12 protein-coding genes are annotated in these 17,673 nt (G+C 36.7%); 10 read left to right on the top strand and 2 right to left on the bottom strand.

The annotated features are described in order from the left end of the window. Positions 1-12 precede the first annotated feature (12 nt). The 5 genes from ACI6MV_RS19945 (at position 13) to arfA (ending at position 8,542) form a co-directional block, all read left to right on the top strand. Positions 13-1,116: a glycoside hydrolase family 88/105 protein gene (locus tag ACI6MV_RS19945; protein WP_407272081.1), complete on the top strand. Its 1,104-nt coding sequence runs from the start codon at positions 13-15 to the stop codon at positions 1,114-1,116. Positions 1,117-1,140: 24 nt separating this feature from the next. Further along, the gene (locus ACI6MV_RS19940) at positions 1,141-2,871 is read left to right on the top strand and encodes a hypothetical protein (RefSeq protein WP_407272080.1); all 1,731 of its coding nucleotides are present in this window, start codon (positions 1,141-1,143) and stop codon (positions 2,869-2,871) included. Positions 2,872-2,894: 23 nt separating this feature from the next. Further along, on the top strand, positions 2,895-6,017 hold the full coding sequence (lacZ, locus tag ACI6MV_RS19935; protein ID WP_407272079.1) for a beta-galactosidase, LacZ type: 3,123 nt from the start codon (positions 2,895-2,897) through the stop codon (positions 6,015-6,017). A 117-nt stretch (positions 6,018-6,134) separates the two neighbouring features. Further along, positions 6,135-6,971, top strand: a complete 837-nt coding sequence (locus ACI6MV_RS19930) for a sugar phosphate isomerase/epimerase family protein (protein ID WP_407272078.1) — start codon at positions 6,135-6,137, stop codon at positions 6,969-6,971. A 59-nt stretch (positions 6,972-7,030) separates the two neighbouring features. Then, positions 7,031-8,542: an arabinosylfuranosidase ArfA gene (gene arfA, locus ACI6MV_RS19925; RefSeq protein WP_407272077.1), complete on the top strand. Its 1,512-nt coding sequence runs from the start codon at positions 7,031-7,033 to the stop codon at positions 8,540-8,542. 403 nt (positions 8,543-8,945) lie between these two features. On the opposite strand, the gene ACI6MV_RS19920 is transcribed toward arfA, so the two are convergent. Beyond that, the gene (locus tag ACI6MV_RS19920; RefSeq protein WP_407272076.1) at positions 8,946-9,194 is read right to left on the bottom strand and encodes a hypothetical protein; all 249 of its coding nucleotides are present in this window, start codon (positions 9,192-9,194) and stop codon (positions 8,946-8,948) included. 256 nt (positions 9,195-9,450) lie between these two features. Next, positions 9,451-10,191, bottom strand: coding sequence for a helix-turn-helix domain-containing protein (locus tag ACI6MV_RS19915; protein ID WP_407272075.1), 741 nt, complete (start codon positions 10,189-10,191; stop codon positions 9,451-9,453). A gap of 316 nt (positions 10,192-10,507) precedes the next feature. Between ACI6MV_RS19915 and ACI6MV_RS19910 the strand changes: the two genes are divergently transcribed. The 5 genes from ACI6MV_RS19910 to ACI6MV_RS19890 all read left to right on the top strand — a co-directional run bounded on the left by ACI6MV_RS19910 (position 10,508) and on the right by ACI6MV_RS19890 (position 17,603). Then, positions 10,508-10,885, top strand: coding sequence for a hypothetical protein (locus ACI6MV_RS19910; protein ID WP_407272074.1), 378 nt, complete (start codon positions 10,508-10,510; stop codon positions 10,883-10,885). A gap of 210 nt (positions 10,886-11,095) precedes the next feature. Continuing rightward, positions 11,096-12,409 carry a sulfatase family protein gene (locus tag ACI6MV_RS19905; RefSeq protein WP_407272073.1) on the top strand — a complete coding sequence of 438 codons (1,314 nt, stop codon included), beginning with the start codon at positions 11,096-11,098 and terminating at the stop codon, positions 12,407-12,409. Between the two features lie 163 nt (positions 12,410-12,572). Further along, complete coding sequence (pgmB, locus tag ACI6MV_RS19900; RefSeq protein ID WP_407272072.1) at positions 12,573-13,250, top strand: beta-phosphoglucomutase; 678 nt, start codon at positions 12,573-12,575, stop codon at positions 13,248-13,250. A 32-nt stretch (positions 13,251-13,282) separates the two neighbouring features. Next, positions 13,283-15,556 carry a glycoside hydrolase family 65 protein gene (locus ACI6MV_RS19895; RefSeq protein ID WP_407272071.1) on the top strand — a complete coding sequence of 758 codons (2,274 nt, stop codon included), beginning with the start codon at positions 13,283-13,285 and terminating at the stop codon, positions 15,554-15,556. 652 nt (positions 15,557-16,208) lie between these two features. Further along, the gene (locus ACI6MV_RS19890) at positions 16,209-17,603 is read left to right on the top strand and encodes an L-cystine transporter (RefSeq protein ID WP_407272070.1); all 1,395 of its coding nucleotides are present in this window, start codon (positions 16,209-16,211) and stop codon (positions 17,601-17,603) included. The last annotated feature ends 70 nt before the right edge of the window (positions 17,604-17,673 follow it).

Below are 17,673 nucleotides of genomic sequence, written 5' to 3'. Positions count from 1 at the left end.
GGAGGGTTCCTGTTGAATAAAAATGAATTGCTTGAAAAAATAGAATTAGTTGCCAATCAATTAATCGATTTGAAACGACCAGATAATGAGGAGCGTTATAGCGAGCTAGGTGATGATGGTGAAAAAATAGGTTATTTTGCTCGTGATTTTGGTATGGAAGAATGGGATTGGCCACAAGGTGTTGGATTGTTAGGGTTGAGTAAACTACAACATTATTTTGGTGACCAGAGATATGATGCATATATGAAAACTTGGATGGATACGCAAAAAGAACGAGGTTTACCAGCACGTAACATAAATACTACTGCAGCACTACTTACTCTGATGAATTTAGATGAAAACGAGAAGTTTTGTAAGGACTGGATGCATTGGATCATGAACGAACTTCCTCGTACAGAGGAAAATGGGTTTCAACACGTTACAACAGGAAAGACAAAAAATGATTTAAAGCTCCACGATAGTGAAATTTGGTTAGATACGATATTTATGACGGTGTTATTTAGTGCAAAGATGGGTGTTAAATATGATGTGCTAGCATGGAGAGAGGAATCTGTCTATCAGTTACTAACACATATTAAATATCTATATGAAAAGAAGGAAAGGCTGTTTTACCATGGCTGGAGCTTCAACAATCGCGATAATTTTAGTGAAGCTTTATGGTGTCGGGGAAATAGCTGGTTCACGATCGGTCTACCCGAATATTTGGAAATTATGAGGGACCATCTTGACCATGGTGTTTACGATTATTTAGTTCAAACATATCGAGCGCAGGTTGATGCATTAATAAGCTTACAATCTGCAAACGGATTGTGGCACACTTTAATTGATGATAAAGAAAGTTACTTGGAGGTTTCTGGGTCTGCAGCGATAACAGCAGGTATATTAAAAGCGATCAGAATTGGTATATTGCCTGAAAGCGATTATTTACCTGCTTGTAAAACAGCTGTGGAAGCAGTAATAGATCATATTTCAGAAGACGGAACTGTTCTTGGAGTTTCTGGTGGTACGCCGATTGGGAAAACAAAGCAAGATTACAAAAATATTATTATTGCTCCGATGGCTTACGGTCAAGCGTTAACGATGGTTCTATTAACAGAATCACTTTATCACATTTAAAAATGACTTCGAACAAAAGTGGTGATGAACTTGTATAAAGAAATGGTAGAGATAAACGACAATATAACAGAATCTTTTTTTGAAAAACAAATCAATGATGTTAATAGTCGATATTTTGGAGGGGTAATTTTCTTCAAAACCGGAATCCCTAGCCCGAGTCATACCGGTACAGGAAGTGTACTTGCTAGTTGGGTTTGTTCCTATGTTAACCCAGATTCTAGCTATTATCATCAAGAGCAATTAGCAAAGAGAATAGATAAAGCATTGGATTATATGCTCGATCAACAACATGAGGACGGAACTATTTCTCCGGGTTGGACTAATTATCATTCTCCACCTGATACTGGGTTTCTAGTAAATGGATTTTGTCATCTTTATCATTTGCTGAACAAGGATAGGGCTCTTGGTGCTAATCTATTAACGAGTAAGCTAAGGTCTTTTCTTGAAAGGGCTATCCCAGCAATGTTAACTGGTGGATGTCATACTCCGAATCATCGTTGGGTATTATCTTCCGCCTTAGGTCAACTATATACTATCTTTAAAGATGATGATTTATTAGATAGAGCAGAGGAATGGTTATTAGAAGGAATTGATATAACAGAAGACGGTGAATGGACCGAAAGAAGCAACGGTATTTACAATACGGTCAGTGATATTTTTCTTTATCATACGGCGCAACTACTAAATAAACCAGAATTACTAGAGTATGTTAGAAAAAACCTCGACATGATGAAATACCTTGTTCATCCCGATGGGGAAGTTGTAACAGATTATTCTGGTCGTCAAGACTTTGGAAGTTCATTTGACTTATCTCAATATTATTTGGTCTGTCGTTTAATGGCTTATCATGACAAGAATCCAGATTATGCAGCAATTGCCGATTTAGCTGCTGAAAACATAACAGACATGGGCCCTGTGAATAATCACATTATGATCGGATATCTTCTGTTTCCGTTTATAAAAGAACAACAGTTTAAAAATACAACATTACCAATGCATTATGAAGTAATGATCAATCGTGATTTTCCAGTAGCTAACAATTTATCCAAGATGGACCTAGTTGGTCATGAATCCAAAATCGAACATAGTAGTATGCATGAATCTTTTGGAGCACCAATTGTCCGTTATCGAGAAGAGGATGAAAGTGCAACCATAATGAGTAAAAATGCGTCCGTTTTCTCGCTTAGAAAAGGTGATGCAAAGCTATTAGGGATACGATTGTATAGTAGTTTTTCACCTGGAATAATTGAATTTGACACACTTGAAAAACGGGACAATGGTTATCGATTAAAGAAGCGGATGGAAAAAGGATATAAGGGACCAATACCTAAGCAGTTCTTATCGCATAGAGAAGATACAAGCATTTGGTATTTGCTCCCACATCAGCATAGAAAAACAACGCACAATCAGTCATTCGAAGTAGTAGTCGATATACACAAGTCTAGTGATGGTGAGTGGAAGCTCCATCTGAAATCAGACGAACGAGAAGATGTATTTTTGCAAGTGGAATTCCTGTTTGATAGCGAGGGTATTGTTCAGGGCAATAACATAAATAGCGTCAATGAAAAGACATGTTTTTGGAAAAAAGATGAACTAACATATCAAGCAGGTGAAAACTATATCCAGATTGACAGTGGGGAGCATGCGCACTGGATCGAGGATATAGGTGAAGTTAAAAAGGTAGCCAATGTGCAGGCAGTAAAGGTTAACCTGGTATCTCCTACCGAAAAACTATTTCATATTCGTATTAAATAAAGATCACATGTAGGAGGGTTATGATGCGTATCAAGGATATTGAAAATCTGGACGTCTTGCAACGTAATCGGGAGAAAAGTAGGGCTTATTTTCTCCCGTTTAGAACAGAATCAGCTGCACTTACTTATGATCGCGGTAATGCGGAACAGTTTACTTTATTGAATGGCGTATGGAAATTCCATTATGCGGAAAACTCGCACCTTGCACCAAATTCCTTTGGACAGGATAACTTTGATGTGAGTGAATGGGATACGATTAACGTACCAAGTAACTGGCAATTTCAAGGCTATGATAAGCCGCATTATACGAATATTCATTATCCGTTTCCAGTCGATCCACCTTATGTGCCAACTGCTAACCCAATAGGTTCTTATAAACGTGAATTCTACTTGGATGATCAAGCAGATGAGCAATTATTCCTAAGGTTTGAAGGTGTTGACGGTGCTTTTCATGTATGGGTCAATGGGGAAGAAGTTGGCTATAGTGAAGGAAGTAGGATTCCGGCAGAATTTAACATTACACCTTTCGTGAAGCAAGGTAAAAACACGATAGCTGTACGTGTCTACAAATGGTCCAAAGCATCATATCTTGAAGACCAAGATATGTGGTGGTTAAGCGGCATTTTTCGAGATGTTTATTTACTCACCAGGCCAGCTATTCATACACGCGATTTCTTCATTAAACCGGAATTAGATGATAACTTACAAGATGCTATGGTAAAGGTTGATTTAGATGTTGTTAATTTTTCCAAGCAAAGCAATTCTAATATAAACGTATCTTACGTATTGCTTGATAATGCTAAACAGGTTGTCACAACTGGTACGGTACAAGCAAAGTTGGATAAGCATGAAGAACGACTAATAATTAATGAATTTATTCGTAATCCACACCTATGGTCTGCTGAAGACCCTTATTTGTACCATCTAATCATAACAGTAAAGGATCAAAACGGAAACAATATGGAAGTTTTTGCTCAAAAGATTGGTTTCCGCTCTATACAACTGAAGGACGGGCTTGTACTTATTAATGGTGTGGCTATTAAGTTTAAAGGTGTAAACCGTCATGATAGTCATCCCGATTTAGGTCATGCTGTTTCCGTAGAGCACATGAAGAAAGACCTTGTCATGATGAAGCAAAGTAATATTAATGCAGTAAGAACAGCACATTATCCAAACGATCCGCGTTTTTATGATTTATGCGATGAATTAGGCTTGTATGTGATCGATGAAGCAGACCTTGAAACACACGGCTTTGGCTCAGCAGGAAATTTACATCAGTTGAGTGATTCACCAGCGTGGGAGAAAGCTTACATAGACAGAATTGAAAGAATGCTAGAAAGAGACAAAAACCATCCATCAATCATCATGTGGTCTTTAGGAAACGAGTCAGGTTATGGTAGAAACCATGATGCGATGTATAAATGGGCAAAACAGCGCGACCCCGGTAGATTGGTTCACTATGAAGGTGAAACGAAGGAAATATTTTATACAGAAAAATCAGAAAGGGAACCTAGGTCTTCTGATGTGTTCTCCACCATGTATACAGGAATAGAGGAACTAAAACTTCTAGGAGAAAAAACGAACCACTCGAAGCCGCTTATTTTATGTGAGTATGAGCATGCGATGGGTAATGGACCAGGTGCATTTAAAGAATACTGGGATGTAATCTATAAATACGATCGAATACAAGGTGGATTTGTTTGGGAATGGTGTGACCATGGTCTAAGACAATATACGCCTGATGGTGAAGAATATTTTGCTTATGGTGGTGATTTCGGAGACGAACCGAATGATTATAATTTTGTATTGGATGGTTTAGTCAAGCCAAATCGGATCCCTTCACCAGCATATTTTGAACATAAAAAAGTAATTGAACCTGTTCAAGTTGAGGCAGTCGACCTTGAAAAAGGGATTGTAAAGATTACGAATAAGTATGATTTTATTTGCTTGGACCATTTGGCTGCATCGTGGAATGTCGAAGCAGATGGAGAAATTATTGATCAAGGAACGTTTCCTCTTGTAAATTTCACAGCTGGTGAAACGATAGAGATGACAATCCCTTATCAGCTTCCGGAACAACTAACAGAAGGAACAGATTATTGGCTTAACTTAGAATTTACGTTAAATGTGAACACAAATTGGGCCAAATGTGGCCATGAAATAGCTTGGGCTCAGTTCGAATTACCGCAAAAGGTTGAAAAAACACAAAGTGAGCAACCGAAACATGTGAGTCCATTAGCAGTTACAACAGAGAAGAACAACGTTACTATTTTAGGATTTAACTTCGAGGTTGTTTTTAATAGTTTCTCTGGAGATCTGGAACAGTGGAGTTATCAAGGAACGGAACTCATTCATGTTGGTCCTCAATTACAGCTTTGGCGAGCGATGATTGATAATGATCATAGATCTGAACCAGAATGGAAGAAGTATGGCTTACTTTGGTTAACTGAAAGGGTAGAGGCGGTTAATTGGGAATTGGCTGCAGACAAATCTAGTGCAACTGTTATTGTTAGCAAAAGAGTAGCACCGCCAATATTAGCATGGGGAATCGACCTTCAAATCACATATAAAATATATACCGATGGTGAAGTAAAAATAGCTGTTGTAGGCACACCTATTGGCGATACACCTCGAACTGTTCCACGCATTGGGCTGGAAATGAGGTTGCCTAAAACGATGGAACAAGTGAAATGGTACGGTAGAGGCCCAGGTGAATCGTATATCGATAGCAAACAGGCTAATCGACTTGGAGTTTATGAAAAAATCGTAGATGAACTGTATACGGAATATGTGTATCCACAAGAAAATGGTAACCGGACCGATGTGCGATGGGTATCATTTGTTAATGAACAAGGAATTGGTTTGTTATCAAAAGGAAAGCCAGCATTCAATTTCAGTGCACATCGCTATGCGGTTGAAGATTTTGCTCAAGCACAGCATACGTATGAACTTCAAAAAAGGGATGAACTCTTTGTCCATCTAGATTATCAACACCATGGGGTTGGAAGTGCGAGCTGTGGACCAGATGTATTGCCGAAGTATGAATTACTTTTACAGCCGTTTGATTTTCAAATCCAACTTATTCCGTTTTCGATCAATCAAACATCGCAAATGGAAAGAGTCAAGAAAGCATCTGATGAGGAATAAGCCAATTTATATTTTGCTTCATGATTTAACAATAGAAGAACACCTATTTCATTAATCATAAAGGTGTTCTTCTGTATGTAAGTGATCACATGTAAAATAATTTTGGAGGATGGTAAGATGAATGTAGGAATTCGTGGGCACGATCTAGAAATGGATACATTGGAGGATCTCGCAAATGAGATAGCTAGTAAAGGTCTTAACTCTGTTCAACTTGTTCTAAGAAAATCTGTTAAAGATACCAAGATAGGTTTAGGCAGTTTAACTCCTGGTTTTGCCAAGACAATAGCTAAAACATTTAACAATCAAAATGTTGATATCGCACTATTAGGTTGCTATATCAATATGATTCATCCAGACTTGGCAGAAAGACAAGAATTATTAAACGGCTTTAAAGAACACATTCGCTATGCTCGGGATTTTAACTGCAGTGTTGTTGGTACGGAAACAGGTAATGTAAATGCTGAGACTGTCTATACAGAAGATAACTTTAATGAAGAGCCTTATCAAGAAGTAGTGAAAAGCGTTAGAGAACTTGTGACAGAAGCGGAAAAATTCGGCGTAATTGTTGGAATTGAAGGAGGAGTAAATCACCCGATCTATTCTCCGAAAATGATGAAGCGTCTATTAGATGATATAGATTCTAACAATCTACAAGTAATATTCGATCCTACCAATTATTTAACGAAAGAAAACTATGTTCATCAAGAACAAGTAATTCAAGAGGCATACGAGCTCTTTGGTGATAGAATCATTATTTTGCACGCTAAAGATTTTATCATTGATGGGGAACAAGTAAAAGAAGCACCCGTTGGCCAAGGATTATTAAACTATGATGTGATATTTAACTATATAAAAGCTAATAAACCGCACATTAATATCATATTAGAAGAAACAAAAGAGCCTTATATTAATGGGGCAATAGCATACTTGAAGGAAAAATATAAAAACGCTTAACCAATCTAGACCTAACGTGTCGTTATTAGCATCACTTTAATTAAAAAGGAGTGTTAAATATGGGAAACCAATTAAAAGCAAAAATGACCTTAGAAAAGAATAACAAAATCGGCAAAGTAGATGAGCGTATATATGGTTCATTTATCGAGCACCTGGGAAGAGCCGTATATGGCGGTATCTATGACCCACAACACCCACTAGCAGATGAACAAGGATTTCGAGAAGATGTTATCGATCTAGTAAAAGAACTCCAAGTACCAATCGTACGTTACCCTGGTGGGAATATGGTGTCTGCTTATAATTGGGAAGACGGTGTTGGCCCGAAGGAAGATCGCCCGAAAAGACTAGAATTGGCATGGCGCACAATTGAAACAAATGAAATAGGTACGAACGAATTTGCTGATTGGGCTAAAAAAGTAAATGCAGATGTAATGATGGCTGTTAACTTAGGAACTAGAGGAATTGATGCGGCTAGGAATCTATTAGAATACACCAACCATTCAGGTGGTACCTATTATAGTGACCTTCGTAAATCGCACGGATATGAACAGCCTCATAATATTAAGACATGGTGCCTTGGTAATGAGATGGATGGACCTTGGCAAGTAGGTCACAAAACAGCTTATGAATATGGCAGAATTGCTAAGGAAACGGCCAAAGCAATGAAACTCGTAGATCCAACAATTGAGCTAGTCGCGTGTGGTAGCTCTAGCTCAAGTATGGCAACATTCCCTGAGTATGATGCAACCGTACTTGATATCGCATATGATGAAGCAGATTACATTTCGCTTCACCAATACTTTGGCAATAAGGAGGATGATCCTGCCAATTTCTTAGCCAAAAATATGGAAATGGATCATTTTATAAAATCTGTTAAAGCAACATGTGATTATATTAAGGCGAAGCATAGAAGTAAAAAGACGATGATGCTTAGCTTTGATGAATGGAATGTTTGGTACCATTCGCATGAATCTGATAAAGAGATTGAAGCTTGGACTGTTGCACCGCCGCAATTAGAAGATGTTTACAACTTTGAGGATGCGTTATTAGTAGGAAGTATGTTAATTACACTGTTGAACCATGCAGATCGTGTGAAAATGGCATGCCTTGCACAACTTGTAAATGTTATTGCGCCAATCATGACAGAAAACAATGGACGCTCATGGAAACAAACGATATTTTATCCATATATGCATGCTTCTGTATTTGGTAGAGGAGTTGCGATTAAACCGATTGTTTCTTCACCGAAATATGATAGTAGAGAATATACAGATGTACCATTCGTTGATAGTGCAGCTGTCTACAATGAAGAAACCGAAGAAGTTACTATCTTTATGGTTAACAAAAATTTAGATGAAGATATTTTCTTACATGCAGATGTAAGAAGCTTTGAAGGATATCAGATTGTAGAACACATCGTATTACAAAATGAGGATCTAAAAGCAACGAATACTGCAAAGAAACAAAAAGTTGCTCCGCACAGTAAAGGCGAATCAAAATTACAAGACGGCGTACTTGAAGCCACATTAAAGACTAAATCTTGGAACGTTATTCGTTTGAAAAAAATCTAATGAGATATTGTGGATGGAACGCTTAAATCAAGTAACTTATGTGAAATTGAAAAAAGCTAACTCAAAAAGGTCGTTGTGCATACGATTTTTGGGAGTTAGCTTTTTATGCTGTTTTGTAGATATTATATGTTACATAATAATATCAATTACTAACCATAAACTTTAAATTAATGGCAGAGAGAAATCCGAGTAAGAACCCTATAGAAAATATATGGAATTATTTTTTAGTACTAAAGATTTTAATTTATGCTTCTTTTTTTAATAAATATAGATCAGAGATAGTAGGGTGGCTAGTAAATTAGATTGAATAATAGCTGCGTAGTTGGAATGTCAAGAGATATAGCAATAAAATTTATGATTTCTTTTCCGATGATGCCGCCTAATATGGAAGCAACAGCAATCATCAAACTAACGGCTTATTAAGCTTAACATCCTCTTTCCTTATTTTAAGTAAGGACACTGTCGCCATCGATAAAACAATTGAAGCGTACAGCACCCCAATTGTAGGTAAGTCAAAATGTCCAAATAAATCTAGCACAGGTTTAATAATTACCTCGCCGCCTAGGCCAGCAACTGCGCCGAGTATAGAAGCAACAAGTCCAATTATAAAATACAATATAAGGATAAGTATCATCTCAGATGTTGAATTCACTATGCTGAAAGCTAACTTTAAGTAGAGTCATCTTACCAGACTAATACAACAAAATAGCATTATTGTACAGGGTATAACGAAAAAAGGTATGATCCTAGCTTGGCTTCGATATATCCGCTTGTAATTGATCTACAATCAATTACGTTCACTTAACACAGTGAGACATTGTGAAAATTATGTAAGAAGAGTACTAATTGCATAAGGGTTAATGGGTTAATACAACTGAAATTTTTAGTTTTTCACAACTTCAGCACTTCTATAAAAACCTTTTATCCCTAAATTCCTTCGGTGTTAAACCCTCGTATAGTTTGAATTGTTGAGTAAAATAGCTTTGGTTGCAAAATCGAAATAGTAAGGCTATTTCAGATATTGAACTTGTTGTATGCAACAGTAGATGTTTGGCTTCCTCAACTCGTTTTTTATTAATATACTTTACGATCGACAATCCAACCTCTTTCTTGAAAATGTGTGATAAATAACTTGAATTCACATAGCAATAATCACTTATGGATTTAAGAGATAAGTCTTGCAGTATATTTTCGCTAATATAAGCAACGGATTGGTTGACTGTATTGCTATATGGAGAAATATCTTCATTACCTAAAACATCTATAAAATGTTTGAGCATGTCATATTCTAGATTACTCAAAGACTCCACAGTTTCCCGGGATTCAATTTCGAGAATATACACGTCACTTAACGTAAAAGCCTTCTCCGGATTTATTCCTCCATTAATGATCGCTCTTGTAAATAAAGTGCAGGAGCAAATCAGTGAATTTTTTAATGACCTTACTATAGAAGTAGTTGCTAATGAAGGGCGTTGATCTTTATTTATACTTTCTAAAATATTTAATGCCTGAGACAAGTCAGCGTGCATAATTGCTTCTTGTAATCTGGTTTCCATTAAAAAGGAAGGGTGTATATACTCTTCTTTTTTGTTAATTAATTGCAGCTTCAAAAATTGAGAATGTAGTTTATTTCTGGTTCCATTGTGCATCATATTTCCTCCTAAGTAACAAAAATATTATCACACACCTAAAAATATTAATATAATTGTAAGCGATTTTATTTTAAAATAAAAGTGATTTAGTCAAGGTTGGTTCCATATACCATTACTAATTTCAGAAAAAAAGATAAAAAAAATAGTATTAATATTACTGGCGTCGTATTTTTCTTATACTTTAGAAGATCCCAATGATCAAGGTATAAATGACTTAGTCTTGGTCAAGAAGCATATTTCTTAATTGGCCACTTAAGTAACTAGCCATTCTCACTGCAGGAAATACAGCGACGATTCACCAAGGAAACTGGTCATGGGAATGTTCGAGGATTATGATTTAGACTTCGAGATAGGAATGTTACCTTTACCGTTCAAGGATAACGATAAGTTGCCAGTTGGTGTGGGGAAGAATAACTGGGCAATTAACTCAAAAAATGTGATGCTTGAAATTCAAGCAGCTAATGATTTCATTAACTGGTTGCATACAAGTGAGACAGGACATGACTATATTGTGAATGAGTTCAAATTTATTTCTGCTCTAACAAATATTGAAGCGGAGGGATTAGATCCTTTAACGGTTTTTAGCTTCTATGTGGATGACAGTGAAATTTACTGTTCTATCGGTTATCTCAGTAAATTTAATCGGGTTAATGTTTGCATTGCTGGTTACGTCAAAGTTATGTACGGTTAACTTAGCTCGAGTGATGTTTTTTATGCCTAACTTAATTGGTGATTTAATTTAAGGAACAAACCTCGCTTATAAAATCCTATTGCTTCCAAATAAAAAGCAATTATATAATTTTTTTCATCTGGAAATATATTAACCGGTCTTTAGGTAGTTTGGACAATCGATTTTTACTACTTTTAAAACGCAGGCGTTTGACTTATGGAGGAAATAACTTTGAAAAAAACAAACATTATTATGGTGATTTCTCATGATACGGGTAGATATTTAGGTACCTATGGCAAAAAGATAGCAACCCCAGAATTAGACGAATTAGCTGAAGAAGGCATTCGATTTGATAATTATTTTTGTTCTCAACCTCAATGTAGTCCAAGTCGAGCTAGCATTTTAACTGGGAAGTATGGACATAACCACGGAATGCTAGGATTAGCACACATGGGACACACGATGGAAAAAGATACTAAAACAATTCCATCAGAAATGAGCAAAGCAGGGTATGAAACACACTTATTTGGATTTTTCCATGAGTCGATTGACGGCGAACGAGATGGAGAAAAGTTAGGCTATCAACATGTAGTGAAAGTTCCTGGCAATACTGCTAGTCGTGTAACAGAAAAATTTGAAGTCTTTTTAGAGGAAAAAGCTGACGCTGATTATGATTCACCTTTTTATGCATCAGTTGGTTTTGAGGAAACCCATTTACCTGTTGATCATTTTAAGCCAGATCCAATAAATTCGATCGAAGTCCCCTCCTACTTACCAGATAAGGAAGGGATTAGAAATGATATTGCGCATTTTCATGGTTCAGTAAAAGAGTTGGATCGTGCGATAGGAAGAATTAAGAATAAATTGAAAGAGACAGGATTGTCTGAAAATACAATTATCATTTATACAACCGATCATGGTATACCATTCCCACGAGCGAAAGGGACTTTGCTTGAATCTGGTTTAGAGACTGCATTAATTATGAAATTTCCAAATGGAATGGTTAAAGAGGGAGTTAATAGGGATGAGCTCCTTTGCAATGTTGATTTAATGCCAACTTTGTTGGAATTAGCAGAAGCAAATATACCGGAAGAAATAGATGGCTATAGCTTTTTACCATTATTAAGAAAGGAAGCATATCAACCGCGGGAAAGCTTTTTCTGTGAATTAACTTGGCATGATAGATATCATCCGATGCGTGGAGTTCGCACTAACGATTATAAATATATTCATAATTTTGAGGATGGACCTAAAGTATATCTTCCTTTAGATATACATGAGAGCTTAGCAGGTCAAGATGTGAGAGAAGAATATTACGTAGCTAATATAGAAGAAGAACTATATGACCTTCAAAATGATCCACTAGAGCAAAACAATGTTGCTTATAACGAACGATATGCAGATGTTGTTAAGAAATTGCGAGCGAAAGTGGACGAATGGATGGTCAAAACGAATGATCCATTGTTACAAGGTCCTGTTCATGGAGAAGTGGCTCCAGGATGGAAGGATGAAGAAGAAAAAGGAAATACGTATAAAAAGAAATGAGGTGTACTAGTGTGTGAGTAGATGAGCCCACTTCCATACTTGTACTATATTTATGAATTGAAAAATCAGAACGTGTACGTGTTCAGTATTATGTATGTTTTAAATGTAGGTTGTGACAACAAGCTAAGAAAATGACATTTTGCAGTTTAAAGGAGCATCACCAATGACGAGATATCCAAGAGCATTTATATTCGATTTAGATGGCATCATTACCGACACGGCAGAGTTTCACTATTTAGCTTGGAAGGAATTAGGGGAAGAATTAGGTGTTTCGATTGATCGAGCATTCAATGAGCAGTTAAAAGGCATCAGTCGAATAAAATCGCTAGAACGAATTTTATCATTAGCCCCTTCTTTAGCTGAAATGACGGAACAAGAGAAAGAAAAATATGCCACGCAGAAGAATGATCATTTTAAAAAATTAATAGATAAAATAAATTCAAATGACATCTTACCTGGTATTGAAGTTTTACTGAATAAAATTAAAAAGTATGAAATCAAGGTCGCCTTGGGTTCAGCAAGTAAAAATGCACCTGCAGTATTAGAGCAACTAGGACTTACTAACCATTTCGATTATCTAGTAGATGCTGCTAAGGTGACAAAAGGTAAACCTGATCCTGAAACATTTACAACAGCTGCAGAAGCGCTGGAGGTAGCGTACTCAGATTGTGTCGGTATAGAGGATGCGCAATCTGGAGTAGAGGCCATTAATGGAGCTGAAATGTTTTCCGTGGGTGTTGGAGAACAATTAATTGGTGCAGATTATAAAGTGATGAGTACAAATGAGTTAGATTTTCAAAAAATTATTGATCGTTATCAGGATTGGGTAAGTGAAAGATGAACCCGAACATTATCTTAGACGGGGTGCTAACTATGACATGGAAATTAACAAAACAGAATTTGGATAATCCCAGCTTACTTGTTGATGAAAGCCTTCTTTCTTTAGGTAATGGATATCTAGGGGTTCGAGGTAACTTTGAAGAGGGTTATACCGATTCGTTTCAATCAATTCGTGGGACATATATTAATGCTTTTCACGATATCACGGATATTAGTTATGGCGAAAAATTACATGGATTTCCTGAAACACAGCAGAAATTGTTAAATGTAATTGACGGGCAAACGATTGAAATTTATTTGGATGATGACCGCTTTTCACTTTTTGAAGGGGAAGTGATTGATTTTAATCGACACTTACACCTTGATGCAGGATTTTTGGACCGTATTATTCATTGGAAATCTCCTAGTGGAAAAGAAGCATATATCCAATTTAGACGATTCACCTCTTTTGTGACGAGAGAACTTTTCGCTATTGACGTTAAAATAGAGCCGATAAGCCATGTAGATCAAGTTAGAATTGTGTCGTACGTTAATGGTGGTGTATCAAACTTTGTTGATAAAGATGATCCTCGTGTCGCCTCTGGCCATGCCAAACGATTAAATATAATCGACGTTAAAAAAGATAATGACTATAGTTTGGTGAAAAATATAACATATAAATCTGAGCTTGAGGTTGCATGTGTGACGTCTACTAAAATCGAAGCGAAACAATATACGTATGATAGTCAAACCACAAATAGTCATGTTGAAGAAGTATATGTGGTTGATGGTAGAAATCCAATTAGATTTACAAAGTACAATGTTTACACGGATACGTTGCGGCACGGACAGGCCTTGTTTGAACAAGCTGTAGAGATTCAAGACAACATAAAAGAAAAAAATTTTGATCAATTATTAACTGTTCAGAAACAATACTTAAACGATTTTTGGCAAACATCAGATATTGAAATTGATGGTGATGAACAGCTTCAACAAGGCATTCGCTTTAATATATTCCATCTTATCCAATCTGCAGGTAAAGATGCTGTCAGTAACATAGCTGCAAAAGGTTTATCTGGCGAAGGCTATGAAGGTCATTATTTTTGGGATACAGAAATCTACATGTTACCTTTCTTTTTAATGACCAATCCAGAAATGGCACGTAGCTTATTACTTCATCGTTATTCCTTGTTGGACAGTGCAAAAGAAAGAGCGAGAGAAGTTGGTCATACACAAGGAGCGTTATTCCCCTGGCGTACAATTACTGGAGGGGAGAGTTCGGCCTTTTTCCCAGCCGGAACAGCCCAGTATCATATTAGTGCGGATATTGCATACAGCTATATTCAATATTATTTAGTTACGAAAGATGATGTTTTTTTACAAGAATATATGGCAGAGCTATTATTCGAAACAGCACGCTTGTGGATTGACACTGGTCACATGAAGGATGATCAATTTAGGATAGATGATGTAACAGGACCGGATGAATATACATGTATTGTTAATAATAATTATTATACGAATGCGATGGCAAAGAACAATTTGTTGTGGGCTGCTAAGGCCTTTCAGATATATAGCGAGAAAAATAAAGAGAGCTTAGATGTTCTAGTAAATAAGATTGGACTATCAGAGCAAGAAGTGAAGGAATGGAAAGATGCAGGAGAAAGAATGTATCTTCCATACGATGAAACGTATCAAATTAGTGCGCAAGATGATAGTTTCTTATCTAAGAAACTATGGGATTTGGAGAATACACCAAAAGATAAATTCCCGCTTTTACTTAACTATCATCCATTAACACTTTATCGCTATCAAGTCTGTAAGCAAGCAGATACGGTTTTAGCTCATTTTTTACTAGAGGATCAACAGGATTTCCAAACGATCAAGAACTCCTATGATTACTATGAGAAATTAACAACGCATGATTCATCTTTGTCATATTGTGTGTATAGTATTATGGCATCTAAGTTAGGATACGATGACAAAGCATATCGTTATTTCAACGAAACCGCACGCTTGGACATAGATAACACCCATGGAAACACAAAGGATGGTCTTCATATGGCTAATATGGGCGGGACTTGGCTTGCCCTTGTGTATGGATTCGCTGGATTACGAGTGAAAGATACTGGATTGTCGTTATTTCCTGCCCTTCCCAATGAATGGAACTCGCTTAAATTCCATTTGAAATATCAAGGAAGCTTGCTAAGCGTGAAGATGTCTCAGAATGGTGTAACTTACACATTATTAGAAGGTGAAGAATTAACTATTTCCCACAGAGGAAAATCGATTCACTTAGAGTTGGGACAGGACGTAAAGATTGCATAATTAAAAGTACAGAAAGCTATATATATAGTGCCGGATGAATTCATCCGGTATTTGATATAATCTTGGATTCCTATATATCTGAACATATAGGAATCCAAGGTTACCAATCGAAAAATCTGTGATGTTATAGCTGCGTGCTACAGCACGATAGCGATTACAATAAGATTTGTAGCATAAATATAACCCCTTTACACATTACACTTCCATTTCCTATGTAGTCATCTATGCGCATGTTCGTCTTTGGAAAAGCCCCTTGTCAAATGATGCTTCGATGCAACACTTGGGTTTAAGTTAATTTCCCCATGCTACCCCATGTGTATATTTTGTTCTAATCCACCACGTGCGGCAAAATACTACTCTGATTCTGTTGGTAACTTTCCCACCATTTGCAGTATGTCTGTGTCCGATCCATGAAATGTGAATGACAGGAGTATTCTCTACTATTTAATGATAAATTAGTGCTGGAAAATTCATTTATATTCTGTCAAACAATCATTGAAATAAGTGCTCAAGGCACACTACTTTTTGTCAGAACTTCTAACACAAATTCTTTGACATATTTATAAGAAAGCAGTAATATAATTCTGAGTAAACTAATCGGCTTTATGCGAATTGGTTTAATATTATTGAAGTCTAGGAGGAATGGAACACGATGGATACCTTATATATTGTCTTGAATATTATTATTATGTTAGCACTTATTGGCATTCTATTTTACATGCAAAAAAAGCATGTGTCTTTTGGTAAGCGTGTGTTTACTGGTCTAGGTCTTGGTATATTACTAGGTACCTTCCTACAGCTTGCTTATCAACCTGATTCTGCTATCGTTAGTACAACAACAGAATGGTACAATATAGTTGGCCGTGGCTATGTTAGTCTACTAATGATGATTGTTATTCCTTTAATTATGGTATCGATTATCCAATCGATTATTAACCTTGAAAAATCAGCTGAGCTTGGAAAAATGTCAGCATGGATCATCGGTATTTTAGTAACAACTGCGATGGTTGCAGCGATTGTTGGGATCATCTCTGCTAATCTATTTAATCTAGATGCTAGTCAAATTGAAGCAGGGCAAGCAGAGAATGATCGAGGGATTGCTTTAGAAGAACGGTTAGGAACGGTGGAGGATTTATCTATTCCACAGCAAATCTTAAGCTTTATTCCAAGTAATCCGTTCGCGGATATGACTGGTGCGCGCGCGACATCGACGATTGCAGTCGTAATCTTTTCAATCATTGTTGGAGTTGCAGTACTTGGTGTACGTAGAAAACAACCAGAGCATGCAGCTAAATTTGTTTCTGGAGTTAATGCTATTTATGCAGTAGTCATGCGTATTGTGACGCTAATTTTACGATTAACACCTTTTGGTATTTTAGGATTAATGGCCAACACAGTAGCAAGCACAGATGTTGCGGGAATTCTTGAACTAGGAAAATTTGTTGGTGCATCTTATGTCGCGCTATTAGCAATGTTTGTTATTCATTTAATTTTAATTGCAGTTTTTGGTTTAAATCCATTAACGTACCTTCGTAAGGTTTTACCGGTACTAGGATTTGCTTTCACATCACGTTCAAGCGCGGGTACGATTCCACTTAATATTTCTGCGCAAAAGAACAGCTTAGGTGTAGATGAGGGCAGTGCAAACATGTCTGCTTCATTTGGTGCTACAATCGGGCAAAATGGCTGTGCTGGAATTTATCCTGCAATGCTAGCTGTGATGATTGCACCATCACAAGGTATTGATCCACTTTCACCAGGTTTTATTGCACAGTTGGTTTTAATCATCGGAATTAGTTCATTTGGTGTTGCCGGTGTCGGTGGTGGAGCAACTTTTGCTGCATTAATCGTACTTTCATCGATGAACCTACCAGTTGCATTAGCAGGTCTATTAATTTCAGTTGAACCGTTAATCGACATGGGCCGTACCGCATTGAATGTAAATGATGCGATGGTATCGGGAACATTAACGTCAAGAATTATGAAAAAGCTTAACCTTAAAACATTTAACAACCCGAGCGCAATTGAAAAGGAAGTCGGGATGTAACTATACGGAAATAAATCAAAATAAAAAGCGGCTTTTCGTTCATGAGTGAACGGATAGCCGCTTTTTATAA

This window comes from Radiobacillus sp. PE A8.2 (assembly GCF_045635475.1).
GTDB lineage: Bacteria > Bacillota > Bacilli > Bacillales > Amphibacillaceae > JBJGXI01.
This window is presented reverse-complemented; position numbering and strand designations above follow the sequence as displayed.